The following is a 20,341-nucleotide window of genomic DNA, read 5'->3' on the forward strand; positions in this document are numbered from 1 at the left end:
CGTCACAGACATTCCGCACGACCGTTACAAAATATGTAAACCAGTTCGGAACCGCCCCGATCCTCACGCCCTCTGAGTGGGTGACCACCCAAGGACGTGACGGATCGGGGACCACATGCGCACCATCTCCCGGAGGGGAATACTCGGCCTCGGCGCGGGCGCCGCGGCCGGCGTCGGACTCACGGGGTGCGGCACCCTCACGCCCTCGGACGCCCCGGCGCACGCGGGTGGTTCCGGCGGCGCCGGCAAAGGGCGCCCGCACGGCACGGTCCAGCCCGCCCGGCCCCTCGGCGACGGCTCGACCGCGTACACCGGCAAGCAGCCCCACCAGCCCGCCGCCCCCGTGCCGCTGGAGCCGGGCCAGACGCCGCCGCAGTTCGTCGTCTTCTCCTGGGACGGGGCCGGCGAGGTCGGCAACGGCCTGTTCCCGCGCTTCCTGGACCTCGCCAGGGAGCACGGCGCGCACATGACCTTCTTCCTCTCCGGCCTGTACCTGCTGCCCGAGTCCAACAAGCGCCTGTACGACCCGCCGAACAACCCGCGCGGCGCCTCCGACATCGGCTACCTCACCGACGAGCACGTCAGGGCCACGCTCACCAACGTCCGCCGGGCCTGGCTGGAGGGCCACGAGATCGGCACCCACTTCAACGGCCATTTCTGCGCCGGCGGCGGATCGGTGGCCCACTGGACGCCGAAGCAGTGGCGCGACGAGATCGACCAGGCGAAGTCCTTCGTGCAGCGGTGGCGGACCAACACCGGCTGGACCGACCTGCCGTCGCTGCCCTTCGACTACGACCGGGAGCTCGTCGGCGGCCGCACGCCCTGCCTGCTCGGCCAGGACAACCTGCTCGTCACCGCCCGGGAGCTCGGCTGGCGCTACGACGCCTCCTCGCCCGGCGGCCGGCAGACGTGGCCGGCGAAGAAGCGCGGCCTGTGGGACCTCCCGCTGCAGCAGATACCTTTCCCCGGACGCGGCTTCGAGGTCCTGTCGATGGACTACAACATGCTCGCCAACCAGTCGCTGAACTCGACCAGGGCCCCGGCCCACAACTACCCCGGCTGGCGGCGGCAGTCCACGCAAGCGTACATTCAGGGATTCAATCGGGCATACGAGACCAATCGGGCACCCCTCTTCATCGGCAACCACTTCGAGCAGTGGAACGGCGGCATCTACATGGACGCCGTCGAGGAGGCCCTCAAGCACATGGCGCGGGAGAAGGAGAAGGGCGGCGACGTGCGCCTGGTCTCCTTCCGGCAGTTCGTCGACTGGCTGGACGTGCAGCGGCCCGAGGTGCTCGCCAGGCTGCGCACCCTGGAGGTCGGACAGCGCCCCGCGGGCGGCTGGGGCGAGTTCCTGGAGGGCACCGCCACGCCGAGCGCGACGGGCCCCGGAAAGGCTGCCTGAAATGCGCCTTTCCTGCCGGGAGGGGGGTGCGGAAGATCCCCGGGGAAGGCATGCGAAACTTTTCACATGAGTGCCGTCAGCAGCGCCCCCCCGTGCTCGAACCGGTCGACCCCGGCCTCCCGTACGCACCGTACGCGCCCGACCCGCGCCCGTAGCCGCGCCGCCCTGCTCGCCGCGGGCACCGCCGCCGCGGCACTCGCCCTGTCCGCGTGCGGCTCCGGAGGCACCTCCGGCGGCTCGGGCAACACCCGCTTCATCACCGGCACGGACGGCGTCGCGACCGTGAAGAAGGGCGAGCGCAAGCCCGCCCCCGACCTGTCCGGCAAGACCGTCGACGGCAAGCAGCTCGACCTCGCCGACTACAAGGGCAAGGTCGTCGTCCTGAACATCTGGGGCTCCTGGTGCTCGCCGTGCCGCGCCGAGGCGCCCAATCTGGTCACGGTGGCCAAGGACACCGCCGCCCGGGGCGTCCAGTTCGTCGGCATCAACACCCGCGACACCAGCACCCAGCCGGCCGTCGCCTTCGAGCAGCGGTACGCGGTGCCGTACCCGAGCCTGTACGACCCGACCGGCAAGCTGATGCTCCGCTTCGGCAAGGGCACCCTCAACCCGCAGGCCATCCCGACCACCCTCGTCATCGACCGGGACGGGAACATCGCGGCCCGGGCGCTGCAGGCCCTCAGCGAGGACAAACTGCGCAGGATGCTCGACCCGGTCCTCGCGGAGAAGTGAGCCGCCGTGCTGCTGGCCGCGGTCACCGACCCCAACCCCACCGTCCTCACCGGAGCGCTGCTGCTCGCGGTGCCCCTCGCCGTGCTCGGCGGGCTCGTCTCCTTCTTCTCGCCCTGCGTCCTGCCGCTCGTGCCCGGCTACCTCTCCTACGTGACCGGCGTCACCGGCACCGACCTCGGTGAGGCGCGGCGCGGCCGGATGGCAGCGGGCGCCTCGCTGTTCGTGCTCGGCTTCACCGTCGTGTTCGTCTCCGGCGGGGCGCTGTTCGGGTACGCCGGGCAGTCGCTGCAGGACTACAAGGACGTCCTGTCCAAGGTGCTCGGCGCGCTGATGGTCCTGCTGGGCGTCTTCTTCATGGGGCTGATGCCCTGGCTGACCCAGCGCGAGTTCCGCCTCCACCGGCGCCCGGCCGCGGGCCTGGTGGGCGCGCCCCTGCTCGGCGCGCTGTTCGGCATCGGCTGGACCCCGTGCATCGGCCCGACCCTCGCCTCCGTCCTGGCCCTGTCCTCCCAGCAGTCGAGCGCGGGCCGCGGGGCCATACTGACCGTGGCGTACTGCCTCGGCCTCGGCGTCCCGTTCGTGCTCGCCGCGGTCGCCTTCCGCAAGGCGCTCGGCGCCTTCGACTGGGTCAAGCGCCACTACGTCTGGGTGATGCGCATCGGCGGCACGATGATGATCGTGACCGGTGTGCTGCTGCTGACCGGCGTCTGGGACCGCCTGGTGCAGCAGATGCAGACCTGGTCCGCCGGCTTCTCTGTGGGGATCTGATCGATGAGCAAGACGACAAGCGGCACGCCCACCGAGGAGACCCGGGGCGCGCCACCCAGCGGCACGGACGACCTGGGAGCCGCCGGCTCCCAGCTGTCCACCGCGCCCGTCGAGACGGCCGTACCCGGCTCCTTCGGCGGCACCCGCGCCCCGGGCCTGGGCGGCCGGCTCGCCTGGACGGCACGGGAGACCATCGGCTGGGCCCGCTGGTTCTGGCGGCAGCTGACCTCCATGCGGGTGGCGCTGCTGCTGCTGTTCCTGCTGTCCCTCGGCGCGGTGCCCGGTTCGCTCATCCCGCAGACCGGCACCGACGCCATGAAGGTGCAGGAGTTCAAGGACGCGCACCGCACGCTCGGACCCCTCTACGACAAGCTGGGCCTGTTCCACGTCTACAGCTCGGTGTGGTTCTCGGCGATCTACATCCTGCTGTTCGTCTCCCTCATCGGCTGCATCGTCCCGCGCACCTGGCAGTTCGTCGGCCAGCTCCGCGGCCGCCCGCCGGGCGCGCCCAGGCGGCTGACCCGGCTGCCCGCGCACACCACCTGGCGCACCGCGGCCTCCCCCGAGGAGGTCCGCGCGGCCGCCCTGGAGGTGCTGCGCCGGCGCCGGTTCCGCGCCCACGTCGCCGGTGACGCCGTCGCCGCCGAGAAGGGCTACCTGCGGGAGGCCGGCAACCTGCTGTTCCACATCGCCCTGATCGTGATGCTGGTCGCCTTCGCCTGGGGCCAGCTGTACAAGACCGAGGGCAACAAGCTGGTCGTCGAGGGCGACGGCTTCTCCAACACGCTGATCTCCTACGACGACTTCAAGTCCGGCAATCTCTTCGACGCCGACCAGCTGGTGCCGTTCAGCTTCGACCTGCGGAAGTTCACCGCCACCTACGAGCGCAGCGGGCCGAACAAGGGCACCCCGCGCACCTTCCGGGCGGACCTCACCTACAGCGAGGGCGCCTACGGCAAGCAGAAGAAGACCACCGTCGAGGTCAACGAGCCGCTGAAGATCGGCGACGCCAGGGTCTACCTCGTCAGCCACGGCTACGCCCCCACCGTCACCGTCCGCGACGGCCGGGGGAACGTCGTCCTGCACCAGGCCGTGCCCCTGCTGCCGCTGGACTCCAACGAGACCTCGCAGGGCGCGATCAAGGTCTTCGACGGCTACCGGAACGCCCAGGGGCAGCAGGAGCAGCTCGGCTTCGCCGCGTTCTTCGTGCCGACCTTCGCCGGCGCCGGCAAGGGCAGCATGTTCTCGCAGTTCCCGGCGCTGGACTTCCCCGTCCTCGCGCTGACGGCCTACCACGGCGACCTGGGCGTCGACGCGGGCGTCCCGCAGAACGTGTACCAGCTCGACACCAGGAAGCTGAAGCAGTTCAAGGACGCCGACAAGAACATCCTCAAGGCCCGCCTGCTGCCCGGCGAGACCATGAAGCTGCCGAACGGCGCCGGCTCGATCACCTTCGACAAGGAGATCAAGGAATGGGCCGGGTTCCAGGTCGTGCAGCAGCCCGGCACCGGCTGGGCGCTGGCCGGCGCGCTCGCAGCGATCGCGGGCCTGGCCGGCTCCCTGTTCATCCAGCGCCGCCGCGTCTGGGTGCGCGCCGTCACGGACGCCGACGGCGCGACCGTGGTCGAGATGGCGGGCCTGGGCCGCAGCGAGTCCGCGAGGCTCCCCGAGGAACTGGGCGACCTGGCCGCCCTCGTGCACGACAAGGCACCCACCAAGACCGGCGCCGGCCCCGACCCGGAGCCGGGCGCCGACACCCCCGCACCTGCCGAAGGGGCTGAGAAGAAGTGACTCTCGCCGCCGCAACCGAACTCGCCTCGGCGACCAACGAACACCTCGCGAACCTCAGCAACTCGCTGATCTACTCCGCGATGGCCGTCTACACCCTGGCCTTCTTCGCGTACATCGCCGAATGGCTCTTCGGCAGCCGCAGCAAGGTCGCCCGCACCGCGGCCGCGCTGACCGCCCAGAGCGAGGCCGCCGGCACGGTCCGGGGCCCCGCGGTGACGGTGAAGTCCGCCGGGGGCACCGCCGTGCTGGAGCGGCCCAAGGTGGTCGTGCGGTCCTCGGCCGGCTCCCGGGACGTGCCCGACGGTCCCGGCGCTCACGGCGGCGACGCGCAGGGCGACCTGTACGGCCGGATCGCCGTCTCGCTCACCGTGCTCGCCTTTCTGGTGGAGCTGTGCGGCGTCGTAGCCCGCGCGGCCTCCGTGGAGCGGGCGCCGTGGGGCAACATGTACGAGTTCAACATCACCTTCTCCACGGTCGTGGTCGGGGTCTACCTCGGTCTGCTCGCGCTGAAGAAGAACGTGCGCTGGATCGGCCTGTTCCTGACCACCACGGTCCTGCTCGACCTGGGCCTCGCGGTCACCAAGCTCTACACGGCGAGCGACCAGCTCGTCCCCGCCCTGCACTCGTACTGGCTGTACATCCACGTCTCCACCGCGATCTTCTGCGGCGCGGTCTTCTACGTCGGCGCGATCTCCGCGCTGCTGTACCTGTTCAAGGACTCCTACGAGAACAAGCTGGCGAACGGCGGCAAGCCCGGCTCCTTCGCCACCTCCGTGCTGGAGCGGCTGCCCGCCTCGGCGTCCCTGGACAAGTTCTCCTACCGCGTCAACGCGGCCGTCTTCCCGCTGTGGACGTTCACGATCATCGCGGGCGCCATCTGGGCCGACTCCGCCTGGGGCCGTTACTGGGGCTGGGACCCCAAGGAGACCTGGGCGTTCATCACCTGGGTCGCCTACGCCTGCTACCTGCACGCCCGGTCCACGGCCGGCTGGAAGGGCCGCAAGGCGGCGTACATCGCGCTGATCGCCTTCGCCTGCTTCCTGTTCAACTACTACGGCGTGAACCTTTTCGTGAGCGGCAAGCACTCGTACGCGGGCGTCTGAGCGCCCGGCACCGCTCCCGCGCTCGCCCCACCGGAAGGCCGCGCCCCGCGACGAGGGGCGCGGCCTTCCGGCGTACCGGGGCGCGGCCCGCCGGCGTGCGGGGCCGCGGTACTCCGGCACACGGGACGGGGCAGGACGGCGCCCGGCACCCCGGCCGCGCTCCTGGTGCGAAACCACGTGCGGAAGGCCGCCCCGAGGGTCACGCTGGTGTCATGACCGGTTCCATCGAACAGGGCACCAGCCAGACCCACGGGAACACGCACATCCTGCACCTGCTGGTGCGGCTTCCGCGGCGCATGGAGACGGTCTGGCCGGCACTGTCCACCCCGCAGGGGCTCGCGGGCTGGTTCACCACGGCCGACGTGCTCGAACCCCGGCTCGGCGGCGCGGTCGCCCTGCGGGGCCTCGGCAGCGGCCACATCACCGCGTGGGACGTCGACCGGGTCGCCGAGTACACGCTTCAGGGCGGCGGCCGCCTCCGGTTCCACCTGGAGCGCGACGGCGAGGACGGCTGCGCCCTCCGCTTCACCCACGAGTTCCAGGGCGAGGGCGAGACGCAGCCGCGCTGGCGGGCCCGCTTCCAGCGGCTGATCGAGCTGCTGGCCGAGCCGGCGGCGTGACGGCGGCCCCGTCGCGGCGCGTCAGTTCGCGCCGTCCTCGCCGCGCTCCCGGCGCCGCAGCTCCTCCTCGCGGCGGCGCAGGTCGGCCTCCCAGTCCTTGAGCAGGGCCTCGTCGTTCCTGTTCTCTTCCTTCAGCGACTTCAGGAACTCGGGGTTGTCGTCCGGGGCGACGTACTGGACGCGGTGGTTGCGGTGCCACTCCGAGGGCGTGGAGCCGTTCGCCGGGGCGTGCCGGACCTTGCCGGCCGCCAGCCAGGCGATCGGGCCCACCAGCACCTCGCCGAAGAGCAGGATGATGATCACCCAGACCACCTTGGGCAGCCCGCGGACCTTCTCCTCGGGCGTGTTCAGACAGTCGATGAAGGCGTAGATCCACAACGCCAGGACCAGCAGGAACGGCAGATACCTGAGCATGGTGGTGCGATCCCCCTGAAGACGGCGAGGGGCATGAGAGGGCCCCGGTGACCGGGACAGAGTAGCGGGTGGCCGATACTGGACCGCATGGCTTACGACGATCTTCGCTCCCTGCTCAGGGCGCTGGAGCGCGAGGGCGACCTCAAGCGCATCAAGGCCGAGGTCGACCCGTATCTGGAGGTCGGTGAGATCGTCGACCGGGTGCAGAAGTCCGGCGGCCCGGCGCTGCTCTTCGAGAACGTGCGCGGCTCCAGCATGCCGCTCGCCATGAACGTGTTCGGGACCGACCGGCGGCTGCTGAAGGCGCTGGGACTGAAGTCCTACGCGGAGATCTCCGACCGGATCGGCAGACTGCTCAGGCCCGAACTGCCGCACGGCTTCGTCGGGGTGCGCGAGGCGTTCGGCAAGCTCGGCGCGATGACGCACGTGCCGCCGAGGAAGGTGAAGTCCGACAGCGCGCCCGTGCACGAGGTCGTGCTGCACGGCGACGACGTCGACCTCGACCGGCTGCCGGCCCTGTTCACCTGGCCCAAGGACGGCGGCTCCTTCTTCAACCTGGGCCTGACGCACACCAAGGACCCGGAGACCGGCGTCCGCAACCTCGGGCTGTACCGCCTCCAGCGCCACGACAAGCGCACGATCGGCATGCACTGGCAGATCCACAAGGACAGCCGGAACCACTACCAGGTGGCGGCGCGGCGCGGCGAGCGGCTGCCCGTCGCCATCGCCTTCGGCTGCCCGCCCGCGGTGACGTACGCGTCCACCGCCCCGCTGCCCGGGGACATCGACGAGTACCTGTTCGCCGGGTTCGTCGCGGGCCGCCGGATCGAGATGGTGGACTGCAGGACGGTCCCGCTGCAGGTGCCCGCCCACGCCGAAGTCGTCCTGGAGGGCTGGCTGGAGCCGGGCGAGATGCGGCCCGAGGGCCCGTTCGGCGACCACACCGGCTTCTACACCCCCCAGGAGCCCTTCCCGGCGCTGACGATCGACTGCGTCACGATGCGCAGGCGCCCGCTGCTCCAGTCGATCGTCGTGGGCCGGCCCCCCACGGAGGACGGGCCGCTCGGCCGGGCGACGGAGCGCTTCTTCCTGCCGCTGCTGAAGATCATCGTGCCGGACATCGTGGACTACCACCTGCCGGAGGCGGGCGGCTTCCACAACTGCGCGATCGTCTCGATCGACAAGAAGTACCCCAAGCACGCGCAGAAGGTGATGCACGCGATCTGGGGGGCCCACATGATGTCCCTCACCAAGCTGATCGTGGTCGTCGACGCCGACTGCGACGTGCACGACCTGCACGAGGTCGCCTGGAGGGCGCTCGGCAACACGGACTACGCCCGCGACCTCACGGTCGTCGAGGGTCCCGTCGACCACCTCGACCACGCTTCCTACCAGCAGTTCTGGGGCGGCAAGGCGGGCATCGACGCGACGCGGAAGCTGCCCGAGGAGGGCTACACGAGGGACGGCGGCTGGCCCGAGATGGTGCTGTCCGACCCCGATACGGCGGCGAAGGTCGACCGCCGGTGGAAGGAGTACGGGCTGTGACGTCCGCATCCGCCGCGCTCCCGCAGCCGGGGCGCGCCAAGGCGTTCCTCCGGCTCGTGATGATCGAGCACTCCGTCTTCGCGCTGCCGTTCGCGTACATCGCCTCGCTGACCGCGATGCACCAGTGGGACGGCAACATCCACTGGGGACGGCTGCTGCTGGTCACCGTCTGCATGGTCGGGCTGCGCACGTTCGCGATGGCGGTCAACCGGATCATCGACCGGGAGATCGACGCCCGCAACCCGCGCACGGCGCACCGCGAGTTGGTGACCGGCGCGATGTCGGTCCGGCACGCGTGGACCGGCGCCCTGATCGCCGTCGTCGTCTTCCTGGGCGCGGCCGCGCTGCTCAACCCGCTGTGCCTGGCGCTGGCGCCGGTCGCGGTGATCCCGATGGTGGTCTACCCCTACGGCAAGCGGTTCACGAACTTCCCGCAGGCCATCCTCGGGCTCGCCCAGGCGATGGGCCCCGTCGGCGGCTGGCTGGCCGTCTCCGGCTCGTGGTCCTGGGACGCGGTGATCCTGGGCCTGGCCGTCGGCGTGTGGATCGGCGGCTTCGACCTGATCTACGCCTGCCAGGACGTCGAGACCGACCGGCGGATCGGGGTCAGGTCGGTCCCGGCCCGCTTCGGCATCCCGGCCGCGATCCGGGGCGCCCGCGGCTGTCACCTGGTGACCACGGCCCTGTTCGTCTGGTACGCGGTCGCCACCGGCGCCGGCGCCTTCTTCTGGCTCGGCCTGGTGATCGTCGCGGGCGCGTTCGTGTACGAGCACACCATCGTCCGCCCGCACGACCTGTCCCGTCTGAACCGGGCGTTCTTCAGCGTCAACGGCTTCATCGGCATCGCCCTGTTCGTGTGCGCGCTGCTGGATCTGCTGGTGCGCGGCCTGACCGTCTGAGGACACGCGGGGCGCCGGCGGGGCCCGGCCACCCCGGTGATCCCCGCCGGCCGCCCGCCCCGGGGCTCGCGGGACCGCGGCCGGTCCTGAGCACACAGCGTGACGCCGGTAGGCTCAAGGTGTGAACGCAGGAGAAACGCAGCGCACGCCTTGGATCGTGGGGGTGTCCGGAGCGTCCGGCACGCCGTACGCGGCGGCGGTGCTGCGCGCGCTCCTGGACGCGGGCGAGAGCGTCGACCTGGTGGTCAGCCGGGCCTCCCGGCTCACCCTCCTCGACGAGACCGGCATCTCCTTCCGGGACGCCCACTGGCGGGACGACCTCGGCCGGTGGCTGTCGCTGGGCGCCGACGGCAAGCCCGGCACGTTCGACGTGGACCTCGCGGACGTGCGGCACTGGAGCGCCGGGGACCTGGCGGCCGGACCGTCGTCGGGGTCGTACCCGGCCAAGGGCATGCTGATCGTGCCGGCCTCCACGGCCTGCGTGGCGGGCGTCGCGCTCGGGCTGTCGAAGGACCTGCTGCAGCGGGCGGCGAGCGTGACCCTCAAGGAGGGCCGGCCGCTGGCCGTGGCCGTGCGGGAGACCCCGCTGAACGGGCAGACCCTGCGGCACCTGGTCGCGCTCGACGACGCCGGCGCGGCCGTGGTGCCCGCCTCCCCGGCCTTCTACGCCGGGGCGACGCACATCCAGCACCTGGTCGACTTCGTCGCCGGCCGCGTCCTCGACTCCGTCGGCGTGCCGCACCGGCTCTACCGCCGCTGGGGCGGCGAACTGGGCGGCGCCCGGCCCGCCTGAGCACCAGCAGGACCAGCGGCACTCGTCACTTCGGATACGTCAGCAACCTCGGACCTCAGCAGATCCCTCGGATCTCCTCACCGGAAGGCTTCGATCGCATGGACGCGGTGGACAGGCAGCTCATCCAGGCCCTCAGGGAGAACGGCCGGGCCTCCTACGCGGAGCTGGGGCGCCTCGTCGGCCTGTCGGGACCGAGCGTCACCGACCGCATCAACCGGCTGGAGGCGGCCGGCGTCATCACCGGCTACCGCGCCACCGTGAACGCCGCCTCGCTCGGACTCGGCGTCATCGCCCTCATCGGCATCTCGCTCTCCGACGCCGCCGACCACGAGGACGTCGCGCAGCGGCTGAAGGACCTGCCCGAGATCGAGGACTGCTGGTTCATCGCCGGCGACGACTCCTTCATGCTCAAGGTGCGCGCCACCGACGTGGACGGCCTGGAGCGGATCATCCGGCGGCTGTCGGGCACCAAGGGCGTCTCCCGGACCCGCACCACGATCGTGCTGTCCACGAAGTGGGAGAACCGGGTCGGCGAGCTGCCCGAAGAGGTCTGACGCCGTAGCCGCGAGGGGGCACATGAGCCCCGCGGGCCGGGGAGTACGGTTTACGGAGTCTGTCTCAGAAAGAGGTAACCGCATGGACGTCGGGCTCAAGCGCGAGCTGGAGGAGAAGGTCCGCTCCGGGGAGCGGCTGACCCGCGAGGACGGCATCGCGCTGTACGAGTCGGACGACCTGGCGTGGCTCGGCGGCCTCGCGCACGAGGTGCGCACCCGCAAGAACGGCGACGTCGTGCACTTCAACGTCAACCGCCACCTCAACATGACGAACGTGTGCACCGCGTCCTGCGCCTACTGCTCCTTCCAGCGCAAGCCGGGCGAGAAGGACGCGTACACGATGCGCATCGAGGAGGCGGTCAAGCTCGCCAAGGCGATGGAGTCGGAGAACCTGACCGAGCTGCACATCGTCAACGGCCTCCACCCCAACCTGCCGTGGCGCTACTACCCGCGCTCGCTGCGGGAGCTGAAGGCCGCCCTGCCGCACGTGTCGCTGAAGGCGTTCACGGCCACCGAGATCCACCACTTCGAGACGATCTCCGGCCTGTCCGCCTCCGAGATCCTGGACGAACTGATCGACGCGGGCCTGGAGTCCCTCACCGGCGGCGGCGCGGAGATCTTCGACTGGGAGGTCCGGCAGCACATCGTCGACCACCGCACCCACTGGGAGGACTGGTCGCGCATCCACCGCCTGGCGCACGAGAAGGGGCTCAAGACCCCGTGCACCATGCTGTACGGCCACATCGAGGAGCCCCGCCACCGGGTCGACCACGTGCTCAGACTCCGTGAACTGCAGGACGAGACCGGCGGCTTCCAGGTCTTCATCCCGCTGCGCTACCAGCACGACTTCGTGGACGTGAAGGACGGCAAGGTCCGCAACCGCCTCCAGGCGCGCACGCAGATGGCGACCGGCGCGGAGGCCCTGAAGACGTTCGCGGTCTCCCGACTGCTGTTCGACAACGTCCCGCACGTCAAGGTGTTCTGGGTGATGCACGGCGTGCAGACGGCGCAACTCGCCCTCCAGCACGGCGCCGACGACATGGACGGCTCGGTCGTCGAGTACAAGATCACGCACGACGCGGACAACTTCGGCACCCCGAACAAGCTGACCCGTGAGGACCTGCTGGAGCTGATCCGCGACGCCGGCTTCCGCCCGGTGGAGCGCAACACCCGCTACGAGATCATCCGGGAGTACGACGGCCCGGACCCGCTGCGCCGCGAGTCGCCGCAGCCGATGCGGGTCTGACCCCGGCGGTGGGGCGCCGTGCCGGACGGGTACCCGCCCGGCATGGCCACCACCGGGGCGCCCGAGGACGCCTACACCGCCGAGCCCTTCGTCCCCGGCGGCGCGGACCTGACCGCGCTGCGCGAGGCCGCCGCCGGGTGCCGGGGCTGTCCGCTGCACCGGAACGCTACGCAGACCGTGTTCGGCGCGGGCGCGGCCGACGCCCGGGTGATGCTGGTCGGGGAGCAGCCCGGCGACCAGGAGGACCGCCAGGGACGGCCGTTCGTCGGCCCGGCCGGCAAGCTGCTGGACCGGGCGCTGGCGGACGCGGGCCTCGACCCGGCCGAGGCGTACGTCACCAACGCGGTCAAGCACTTCAAGTTCTCGCAGGCCGAGCCCCGCAAGCGCCGGATCCACAAGGCACCGACCCTGCGGGAGATGTCCGCGTGCGCCCCCTGGCTGGCGGCCGAGCTGGCGCTGGTCCAGCCCGAGCTGATCGTCGTGCTGGGCGCCACGGCCGGCAAGGCGCTGCTCGGCTCGTCGTTCCGGGTCACGCAGGTGCGCGGGACGGTGCTGGAGCAGAAGATCCACGGCCGGCCGGAGCGGCTGGTGCCGACCGTCCACCCGTCGTCGGTGCTGCGGGCGGACGACCGGGAGGGCGCCTACCGGGGCCTGGTGTCGGACCTGGACGTGGCCGCGAGGGCGCTGGGCTAGGCAGGCGGGCGCCCGGAACGCCGGCGGCCGTCCGAGAGGGCGGGCGGACGGCGATCCGGCGGCACAGGGCGGCGGGCGAGGGCACTCCGGCGGCACGGGGCGGGCGAGGGCACTCCGGCGGCCGGGTCGGGCGAGGATGCTCCGCCGGCCCGGGGCGGGCGGCGGCCCCGACCGCCCGGAAACGGGTGGACAGGACCGGACGTGTAATAGATACGATGGCTCTATGCCCCTTACCTTCACCCTCGACCCCGCCGTGGACCCCGCCCTGCGCGACGGACTCCTCGACCTGTGGACCGACGTCTCCAACGCCGGCGGGGCCGTGGGCTTCGTGCCGCCGGTGACCCGGGACACCGTCCGTCCCGAGCTGGTGCGGCACTTCGTGGCGATGGCCGAGGGGCGCGCCCGGCTGCTGGTCGGCCGCGACGAGGAGGGGCGCGTCGCCGCGACGGCCTTCCTCGCCTTCAACAGCCACCGGCTGATGACCCACTGGCTGTGGCTCTACACGGTGATGGTGCACCCGCGGCATCAGGGCAAGGGGTACGGCCGGGACCTCCTGGCCGCCGCGGCGGACGCGGCCCGCGGCTTGGACGGCATGGAGGCGATACGGCTCACCTGCCGCGGCGGGCTCGGCCTGGAGCGGTTCTACGGCTCCTGCGGCTACAAGGAGGTCGGCCGCGTGCCCGGCGCCATCCGGGTCGCCCCCGGCGACGACCGCGACGACGTGATCATGCTGCTGCCGTTGACCTGAGGGTTTGCGCCCTTTTGGCACCCCCTTGCGGGCAGCGCCGCCGGACGTGCTTCACTGGACGCTGACCTTCGCATTCCCCGGGGTCCCCGGCGCCGCCCGGACCCGGGAACCTCATGGACCGGAAGAGTGGATTGAGATGCTCCGCTACACGCTGATGCGCCTCGGGATCTTCGCAGGCTGCCTCGTGGTCGTCTGGGGCCTCGTCTACTCCGGCATCGCCCCGCGCGGGCTCGGCGCCTCCAACGGCCTGTGGGTCGTGCTGCTCGCCCTGCTCGTGTCCGCCCCGATCAGCTTCGTCGTGCTGCGCAAGGAGCGGGACCGGGCGTCGGTGCAGGTCGCCCGGCGGGTGGACCGGATGAAGGCGAACATCGAGGCCAACCGGTCCCAGGAGGACGGCGCCGACGAGACGCGGGTGCAGGGCCAGGTCTCGTAACCACCGGCGCGATCACAGGCGCCCCAGGCGTTCGGCGCCCCGGTATCCGAAACTCTCGGATACCGGGGCGCTCTTCGTTTTGCGGGCACAACGCGCTTCCGCACCTGTCAAAGAAAGGCTTTGAGGATGTCAAAGTTCAAGTGTTAAGGTTCCCTTTATGAAGCTGGCAGTCGCGTCCCCCATGCCCCGGAGCGTGTTGCTCGTGGCGCGCCTGCACGTGGACCTCTGCCGGTGCGCGTCCGCGAGCTGTCGTCCCTGACGATCGCCCCGCCGTCCCCCTCAGCCCCCGCACGCGTCCCCACCGGAGCATGTCCGTGTCCACGAACACGAAGTCCTTCAAGGTGCCCTTCTGGGCCCAGATACTCGCCGGCCTCGTCCTCGGCGTCCTGCTCGGCTGGCTGGCCCGCAGCCAGGACCTGTCCTGGCTCGTCACCACGCTGGAGAAGATCGGCGGCACCTTCGTCGGGCTGCTGAAGCTCGCCGTCGCCCCGCTCGTGTTCTTCGCGATCCTCGTCTCGATCACCAACCTGCGGAAGGTCAACAACGCGGCCCGTCTGGCCTCCCGGACCCTTCTCTGGTTCATGATCACGTCGCTGATCGCCGTCACCATCGGCCTCGTCATCGGCCTGGTCACCAACCCCGGCGCCGGCACCGGACTGACCCCGAAGGACGGCGCGAAGCCCGAGCACACGGGCTCCTGGACCGACTTCCTCACCGGCATCGTGCCGACCGACGTCATCACGCCGTTCACCGAGCTGAACGTCCTCCAGATCGTCTTCATGGCCGCCGTCGCCGGCATCGCCGCCCTCCAGCTCGGCGAGAAGGCCCAGCCCGTCCTGACCCTGAGCGAGTCCGTCCTCGAACTCCTCCAGAAGGCGCTGTGGTGGGTCATCCGCCTCGCGCCGCTGGGCACCGTCGGCCTCATCGGCAACGCCATCGCCACCTACGGCTGGGACCTGATCGGCAAGTACGCGACCTTCACCGCCGACATCTACGTCGGCTGCCTGATCGTGCTGTTCGGCGTCTACCCGACGCTGCTCGCCACCGTCGCCAGGCTGAACCCGCTGCGCTTCTTCCGGGGCGCCTGGCCCGCCATCCAGCTGGCCTTCGTCTCCCGCTCCTCCGTCGGCACCATGCCGCTGACCAAGACGGTCACCGAGCGCCTCGGCGTCCCGCGGGAGTACGCGTCCTTCGCGGTGCCGTTCGGCGCGACCACCAAGATGGACGGCTGCGCCGCCGTCTACCCGGCCATCGCCGCGATCTTCGTCGCCCAGATCTTCGACATCCAGCTGAGCGTCGGCGACTACCTGCTGATCGCGTTCGTCTCGGTGGTCGGCTCCGCCGCCACGGCCGGCCTCACCGGCGCGACGGTCATGCTGACCCTCACCCTGTCCACCCTGGGCCTGCCCATGGAGGGCGTCGGCCTGCTGCTCGCCATCGACCCGGTCCTGGACATGATCCGCACGGCGACGAACGTGGCCGGGCAAGCGCTGGTGCCGGTGGTCGTGTCCGCCCGGGAGGGCCTGCTCGACCGGGACGCCTACGACTCCGTCGACGGCTCGCCGGTCGAGGAGCGGCACGAGGGGCCGGAGCCGGTGGCGGCCGCGGCCTGAGGGACCGCGCCGCGGACCGTACGCTGATCCGCATCGGTGCCGTGAAGACCAAGCGGATGCCGCGTGCGGTCCGCGAACAGCGGATGCTGGACGCGGCCGTGCGGACCTTCGGGCAGCGGAGGTACCGGGCCGCGTCGATGGGCGGGAGCGCCGAGCCGGCGGGCGTGTCCAAGCCGCTGGTCCACCTCTGCCTCAACGCCGAGCAAGACCTCTTCACGGCCTGCATCCGGCGCGAGGCCGCCGCGCTCACCGCGGCGGTCCGGGCGGGCGTCCGCCCGGAGCTGCCCGCCGACCGCCGGCTCTCGGACGGGCTGTGCGCCTTCTTCACGCACACCGCCCGGCACCCGGACGGCTGGAGGATCCCGCACCTTCAGGCCCGCACCCACGGCGAGCCGTTCGCGGCCGGGATCAGCGCGATGCGCGAGGAGTTCGTCGCGTTCGTCACCCGGCTGATCGCCGTGGCCGCGCGGGAGGGGCGCGCCCGCTGCTCGGGTGCGGCCGGCGGCTCGGGGGACCACCGGGAGGCGGAGCTGCCCGAGCGGGAGGTGGCCGGGCTCGCCGAGGCGCTGGTCGGCGCCGCGGAGTCCCTCGCGGCCTGGGCCGACGCCACCCCGGGCGTCACGGCCCGTCAGGCGGCCGCGACTCTGGTGAACTTCGCGTGCGCGGACCTGGGCAACCTCATGGAGGGCCGCCCCTGGACCCCTCCGGCGGGGTCCGGGGCGGAGGGCTGAGCGCTCCCCGCCGTCGCCCGGGGGACCGGTCGGCAGGCGGGACGAGCGTCCTCGCCGTGCCGTCACGCACCGCCGGGGCGCACCGGGCGCGTGTCGGGGTCACCCCCGCAGCGGCCGCACCTCGCCCGTCAGGTGGACGCGTTCGCCGCCGCCGTCGCGCAGGGCGAAGCGGCCCGTGGCGTCCGCCGCGTAGGTCACCGTGCCCGGGAGCAGGACGGGCGCCCGGAACTCCGCGCGGACCCGGGCGGCCGGCGGGGTGCCGTGCGCGGCCAGGCAGCGGGCCACGGTCCACATGCCGTGGGCGATCGCCCGCGGGAAGCCGAACAGGCGGGCGGTGAGCGGGGAGAGGTGGATCGGGTTGCGGTCCCCGGAGGCGGCGCCGTAGCGCCGTCCGACGTCCCCGGCGAGCCGCCACTCGGCGACGGCGGGCAGGGGCGGCTCGCCGCCTCCCCGGCGCTCCGCGCTCTCCTGCCCCGCCTCGCTCCGCCCGTGCTCCCCGTTCTCCCGGCGTGCCTCGCTCTGCCCTCGCTCCGCGTTCTCCTGCCCCGCCTCGCTCTGCCCGCGCTCCCCGTTCTGACGGCGCGCCTCGCTCTCCGCGTCCTCTCCGCGCTCCCCGCCTGCCCGCTGCTCGTCGCGTTCCCGGCCCGTCCGGCCGGGGCCGTGCGCGGGGGCGTCCGTGCGGTGGCGGGCGAGGTACGTACTGCTCGACTCCCAGACGACGTCCCCGCCGTCCCGCAGCTCCGTCACGACGGTCGCCTCCGTGCCGCGCCGATGGGGCGTCAGCCCGACGACGCGCACCGCCAGTTCGTAGGCGCCCGTCGCGGGCAGGGGCCGGTGCCGGGTGATGTCGATCGACGTGTGGACCAGGCCGAGCAGGGGCAGCGGGAAGTCGCCGCCGCTCATCAGGCGCATGGCCGGCGGGAAGCCCAGCACGTGCGGAAACGTGACCGGCAGGGTCTCCTCCCCGCTCGCGAAACCGCACACCCGCTCGTACGCGGCCAGCCGCGCGAGGTCCACTCGGGCGGCCGGCAGGACGAGACGGGTGCGCGGGAAGGGCGCGTCGGGGCGGGGCCGCTTGAAGGGGGAGCGCAGGGCGCCCCGGGCGAGGAGGGGCGCGAGGGCGGGGGAGCGGGTGAGGACGACGGTGGTGGAGTCGTTCGGCACGGTCATGGCTGGGTCCTGTCGTCTGGATCGGGCCGGCTGCCGGGTGCGGCGCCCTTCGGCCGACCCGGGCGGAAGGCTGGTGTGTGCGGCTGAGAGACGGGGGCGCCGGCTCGGAGCGTCGGCGGCCGGCGTCGACACGGCGGATGCGCGCGCCGGACCCGCGGTGCGGGAGTGGTGCGACCGGCAGGGGCTCAGGGGGCTGCCCGGCGGATCAAGTCGGGGAAACCGGTGGCGTCTTGCAGCCCGCCTCTCCGGCCTGATCCGCCGGACGGCGTTTCAGGCCCCCAGCAGGCTCTGGCCGCAGACGCGCACGACCTGTCCGCTGACCGCGCCGGAGGCGGGGTGGGCGAGCCAGGCGGTCGTCTCGGCGACGTCGACGGGCAGGCCGCCCTGGGCGAGCGAGTTCATCCGGCGGCCCGCCTCGCGGATGAGCAGCGGGACGGCGGCGGTCATCCTCGTCTCGATGAATCCGGGCGCGACCGCGTTGACGGTCACCCCGTGCTCCCGCGTCGCCCCGGTGGTGCGCGGTGAGTCCCGTGCGGGCCAGGACGGGTGCGAGGTCGAGGCCGGACGCGCCCGCCGTCAGGTGCAGCAGCCCGCCGTCGAGGAGGGGGTGCCCGGGGGACCAGCGCCTGAGCGGCGCGGGCTGCGGCAGCCCCAGACGGCGGGTCAGGAAACGGCCGGGCGCGGTGCCGGTGAAGCGGAGACAGCCGTCGGCCATGTCCCAACTCTCCTGGGGCGACTATTGGTTACTGCGGAGTAAGGTTACCGGAGGTAATCCTATGGCACGGGTGAGGAGCAGGTCGATAACTGCCCGGCAGGGTCCACCCCGCGGGTCCCGCTGCTGCCCGGCTCTCCCGCCCCGCCCCGCCCCGCCGGAGGACTGCACAGGCCCGGCTCCGGACCATCTCGGGACCCGCCCGGAACCCGCACGACCTCCCCACGAGGGCGCCGTACCATCGCCGTTCGGACCGGCGGTAACCCCCGAGGCGCGCGATCGCCGGTGAACGTCCCGGTGCGTCCGGCACGTACCCCTTGCAGCGCAGCAGTGCGTAGCTGCGGTCCTCAGGAGCTGCCATGCCCATCTCGTACTCGTCCATGCCCTCGTCGGCCTCCGTGCCCGAGTCCGCCGCGGAGTTCGACTACGACCCCGACGTCCGGCCGGCGCTCGTGGAGCCGCGGACGCAGCGGCTGGACGGCGAGGTGCGAGAGGCGTACGTGCCGCCGCTGGTGCCACAGGTCACGCACGGCTCGCTCGCCGACCTGCCGTTCGAGAACGCGAGCGCGGAGCCCGGCCGCCCGGTCTTCAGCCGCCGGGACGGGGAGGGCGGCTGGACGGACGTGACGGCGGCCGAGTTCGCCCACCAGGTGCTCTGCGTGGCCAAGGGGCTGATCTCCGAGGGCCTGATGCCGGGCGACCGGATCGCCGTGATGGCCCGCACGAGCTACGAGTGGACGCTCCTCGACTTCGCGGCGTGGGCCGCCGGCCTGGTCACCGTCCCCGTCTACCCCACCTCCTCCGTCTTCCAGACCCGCACGATCCTGCAGGACTCCGGCGCGGTGCTCCTGGTGACGGAGACGACCGCGCAGGCGGCGGCCCTGGGCCCGGAGCGCGAGCGTCTGCTGGGCCTGCGCCACGTCTGGGTGATCGAGCAGGGCCACGTCGACCGCCTCGCGGAGATCGGCGAGACGCTGCCCGACCAGGAGGTCAGCGTGCGCCGGGGCGTCCTCGGCCCCGACAGCCTCGCCACGCTGATCTACACCTCGGGCACGACCGGCCGCCCGAAGGGCTGCGCCCTGACGCACGGCAACTTCCTCGCCGCGGTCGACAACGCGGTCGAGGTCCTGCACCCGGTCTTCCGGTCCGGGGCGAAGGACGAGGCCGCCACGCTCCTCTTCCTCCCCCTGTCCCACGTCTTCGGCCGCATGGTGGCGATCGCGTGCGTGCGCGCGGGAGTGCGGCTGGGCCACGCCCCCAGCCTCCGGCCGGAGGACCTGCTCGCGGACCTGGCGAGCTTCCGGCCGACGTTCCTGCCGGCCATCCCGTACATGCTGGAGAAGATCTACAACAACGCGCGCGCCGCCGCCGAGCGCAACGGCCGGGCGGCGGCCTTCGACCGCGCGGCCGGGACCGCCCGCCGCTACGGCGAGGCGCTCGAAGCCCGACAGCAGGGCACCGGACCGGGCCCGGCGGCCACCCTGAAGGCGGCGCGCGCCCTGTACGACCCGCTGGTCTACCGCCGGATCCGCAACGCCCTCGGCGGCCGTCTGCGCCACATCATCTGCGGCGGCTCCCCGCTGGGCCGCGACCTCGCCGCCTTCTACGCGGGCACGGGCATCGACGTCTACGAGGGCTACGGCCTGACGGAGACCACGGGCGCGGCGACGCTCACCCCGCCGGCCCGGCCCCGCCTGGGCACGGTGGGCTGGCCGCTGCCCGGCACGCGGGTGCGCATCGCCGCCGACGGCGAGGTCCTGCTCTCCGGCGGGCAGGTCTTCCGCGGCTACTGGGACCCGAACGCCGGCGGGGTCGTCCCGGCCACCTACGACGGCTGGTTCCCCACGGGCGACATCGGCCGGCTGGACGACCAGGGCTATCTGACGATCACCGGCCGCAAGAAGGAGATCATCATCACCGCGGGCGGCAAGAACGTGGCGCCGGCCCCGCTGGAGGACCACCTGCGCTCGCACCCCCTGATCTCCCAGTGCCTGGTCCTGGGCGACGGCCGCCCGTACATCTCCGCGCTGATCACCCTCGACCCGGACGGCCTCACCCACTGGCGCCGGATGAACGGCAAGCACCCGGTGCCGCCGGAGCTCGTCGCGGACGACCCCGAGCTGAGGGCGGTCCTGCAGCGCGCGATCGACGAGGCCAACAAGATGGTCTCCCGCCCGGAGTCCATCCGCCGCTTCGCCGTCCTGCCGGGGGACTTCACGGAGGAGGCGGGCCACCTGACCCCGTCGATGAAGCTCCGGCGCGCCACGATCATGCGGGACTTCGCGCAGCAGGTGGAGGCGCTGTACATGCGGTAGGGAGACTCCGTTGGTCCGCCTGGCGGCACGTACGGCGCAGCTCACGAGCCCGCGCG

At 72.3% G+C, this 20,341-nt stretch carries 20 protein-coding genes and 1 pseudogene; 18 read left to right on the forward strand and 3 right to left on the reverse strand.

The window, feature by feature from the left end:
* Nucleotides 1-115 precede the first annotated feature (115 nt).
* The 6 genes from ABZ920_RS18600 (at nucleotide 116) to ABZ920_RS18625 (ending at nucleotide 6,419) form a co-directional block, all read left to right on the forward strand.
* On the forward strand, nucleotides 116-1,405 hold the full coding sequence (locus ABZ920_RS18600; protein WP_361505634.1) for a hypothetical protein: 1,290 nt from the start codon (nucleotides 116-118) through the stop codon (nucleotides 1,403-1,405).
* Between the two features lie 66 nt (nucleotides 1,406-1,471).
* Nucleotides 1,472-2,137 (forward strand): TlpA disulfide reductase family protein, encoded by a 666-nt coding sequence (locus ABZ920_RS18605; protein ID WP_361505637.1) that lies wholly within the window; start codon nucleotides 1,472-1,474, stop codon nucleotides 2,135-2,137.
* 6 nt (nucleotides 2,138-2,143) lie between these two features.
* Entirely contained in the window at nucleotides 2,144-2,905 is a 762-nt protein-coding gene (locus tag ABZ920_RS18610) for a cytochrome c biogenesis protein CcdA (protein ID WP_361505640.1), read from the forward strand.
* A 3-nt stretch (nucleotides 2,906-2,908) separates the two neighbouring features.
* Nucleotides 2,909-4,696 (forward strand): cytochrome c biogenesis protein ResB, encoded by a 1,788-nt coding sequence (locus ABZ920_RS18615; RefSeq protein ID WP_361505643.1) that lies wholly within the window; start codon nucleotides 2,909-2,911, stop codon nucleotides 4,694-4,696.
* Entirely contained in the window at nucleotides 4,693-5,799 is a 1,107-nt protein-coding gene (ccsB, locus tag ABZ920_RS18620) for a c-type cytochrome biogenesis protein CcsB (RefSeq protein WP_361505646.1), read from the forward strand. The genes ABZ920_RS18615 and ccsB overlap by 4 nt, the downstream gene beginning before the upstream one ends.
* Before the next feature lie 212 nt (nucleotides 5,800-6,011).
* Nucleotides 6,012-6,419, forward strand: a complete 408-nt coding sequence (locus ABZ920_RS18625) for an SRPBCC domain-containing protein (protein ID WP_361505649.1) — start codon at nucleotides 6,012-6,014, stop codon at nucleotides 6,417-6,419.
* A 21-nt stretch (nucleotides 6,420-6,440) separates the two neighbouring features.
* On the opposite strand, the gene ABZ920_RS18630 is transcribed toward ABZ920_RS18625, so the two are convergent.
* Entirely contained in the window at nucleotides 6,441-6,833 is a 393-nt protein-coding gene (locus ABZ920_RS18630) for a PLD nuclease N-terminal domain-containing protein (protein WP_361505652.1), read from the reverse strand.
* An 87-nt stretch (nucleotides 6,834-6,920) separates the two neighbouring features.
* Here ABZ920_RS18630 and ABZ920_RS18635 point away from each other — a divergent pair, with 87 nt between their 5' ends.
* The 11 genes from ABZ920_RS18635 to ABZ920_RS18685 all read left to right on the forward strand — a co-directional run bounded on the left by ABZ920_RS18635 (nucleotide 6,921) and on the right by ABZ920_RS18685 (nucleotide 16,088).
* Complete coding sequence (locus tag ABZ920_RS18635; protein WP_361505655.1) at nucleotides 6,921-8,378, forward strand: menaquinone biosynthesis decarboxylase; 1,458 nt, start codon at nucleotides 6,921-6,923, stop codon at nucleotides 8,376-8,378.
* The gene (gene mqnP / locus ABZ920_RS18640; protein WP_361505658.1) at nucleotides 8,375-9,277 is read left to right on the forward strand and encodes a menaquinone biosynthesis prenyltransferase MqnP; all 903 of its coding nucleotides are present in this window, start codon (nucleotides 8,375-8,377) and stop codon (nucleotides 9,275-9,277) included. Before ABZ920_RS18635 ends, mqnP begins: the two co-directional genes overlap by 4 nt.
* A 121-nt stretch (nucleotides 9,278-9,398) precedes the next feature.
* Complete coding sequence (locus ABZ920_RS18645) at nucleotides 9,399-10,070, forward strand: flavoprotein (protein WP_361505661.1); 672 nt, start codon at nucleotides 9,399-9,401, stop codon at nucleotides 10,068-10,070.
* Between the two features lie 98 nt (nucleotides 10,071-10,168).
* Entirely contained in the window at nucleotides 10,169-10,624 is a 456-nt protein-coding gene (locus ABZ920_RS18650) for an Lrp/AsnC family transcriptional regulator (RefSeq protein ID WP_361505664.1), read from the forward strand.
* An 82-nt stretch (nucleotides 10,625-10,706) separates the two neighbouring features.
* A complete protein-coding gene (mqnE, locus tag ABZ920_RS18655) occupies nucleotides 10,707-11,870 on the forward strand; it encodes an aminofutalosine synthase MqnE (RefSeq protein WP_361505667.1) in 1,164 nt (387 codons plus the stop codon).
* A gap of 42 nt (nucleotides 11,871-11,912) precedes the next feature.
* Nucleotides 11,913-12,563, forward strand: a complete 651-nt coding sequence (locus tag ABZ920_RS18660; RefSeq protein ID WP_361505670.1) for a UdgX family uracil-DNA binding protein — start codon at nucleotides 11,913-11,915, stop codon at nucleotides 12,561-12,563.
* Between the two features lie 223 nt (nucleotides 12,564-12,786).
* A complete protein-coding gene (locus tag ABZ920_RS18665) occupies nucleotides 12,787-13,311 on the forward strand; it encodes a GNAT family N-acetyltransferase (protein WP_361505673.1) in 525 nt (174 codons plus the stop codon).
* A 136-nt stretch (nucleotides 13,312-13,447) separates the two neighbouring features.
* Nucleotides 13,448-13,744, forward strand: a complete 297-nt coding sequence (locus ABZ920_RS18670) for a DUF4229 domain-containing protein (RefSeq protein WP_361505675.1) — start codon at nucleotides 13,448-13,450, stop codon at nucleotides 13,742-13,744.
* Nucleotides 13,745-13,925: 181 nt separating this feature from the next.
* Nucleotides 13,926-14,003 (forward strand): putative leader peptide, encoded by a 78-nt coding sequence (locus tag ABZ920_RS18675; RefSeq protein ID WP_361505794.1) that lies wholly within the window; start codon nucleotides 13,926-13,928, stop codon nucleotides 14,001-14,003.
* A 49-nt stretch (nucleotides 14,004-14,052) separates the two neighbouring features.
* Complete coding sequence (locus ABZ920_RS18680; RefSeq protein ID WP_361505678.1) at nucleotides 14,053-15,357, forward strand: dicarboxylate/amino acid:cation symporter; 1,305 nt, start codon at nucleotides 14,053-14,055, stop codon at nucleotides 15,355-15,357.
* Nucleotides 15,358-15,389: 32 nt separating this feature from the next.
* Nucleotides 15,390-16,088: a TetR/AcrR family transcriptional regulator gene (locus tag ABZ920_RS18685; RefSeq protein ID WP_361505797.1), complete on the forward strand. Its 699-nt coding sequence runs from the start codon at nucleotides 15,390-15,392 to the stop codon at nucleotides 16,086-16,088.
* A 99-nt stretch (nucleotides 16,089-16,187) separates the two neighbouring features.
* Here the strand turns inward: ABZ920_RS18685 and ABZ920_RS18690 are convergent, their stop codons facing one another.
* The gene (locus tag ABZ920_RS18690) at nucleotides 16,188-17,258 is read right to left on the reverse strand and encodes a MaoC/PaaZ C-terminal domain-containing protein (RefSeq protein ID WP_361505681.1); all 1,071 of its coding nucleotides are present in this window, start codon (nucleotides 17,256-17,258) and stop codon (nucleotides 16,188-16,190) included.
* Nucleotides 17,259-17,528: 270 nt separating this feature from the next.
* Nucleotides 17,529-17,756: pseudogene (locus ABZ920_RS18695) on the reverse strand (SDR family oxidoreductase); the annotation flags it as partial.
* 573 nt (nucleotides 17,757-18,329) lie between these two features.
* Between ABZ920_RS18695 and ABZ920_RS18700 the strand changes: the two are divergent.
* A complete protein-coding gene (locus ABZ920_RS18700) occupies nucleotides 18,330-20,285 on the forward strand; it encodes an AMP-binding protein (protein WP_361505684.1) in 1,956 nt (651 codons plus the stop codon).
* Nucleotides 20,286-20,341: the final 56 nt, after the last annotated feature.

It is taken from the genome of Streptomyces sp. NPDC046831 (assembly GCF_040645305.1).
Lineage (GTDB): Bacteria > Actinomycetota > Actinomycetes > Streptomycetales > Streptomycetaceae > Streptomyces.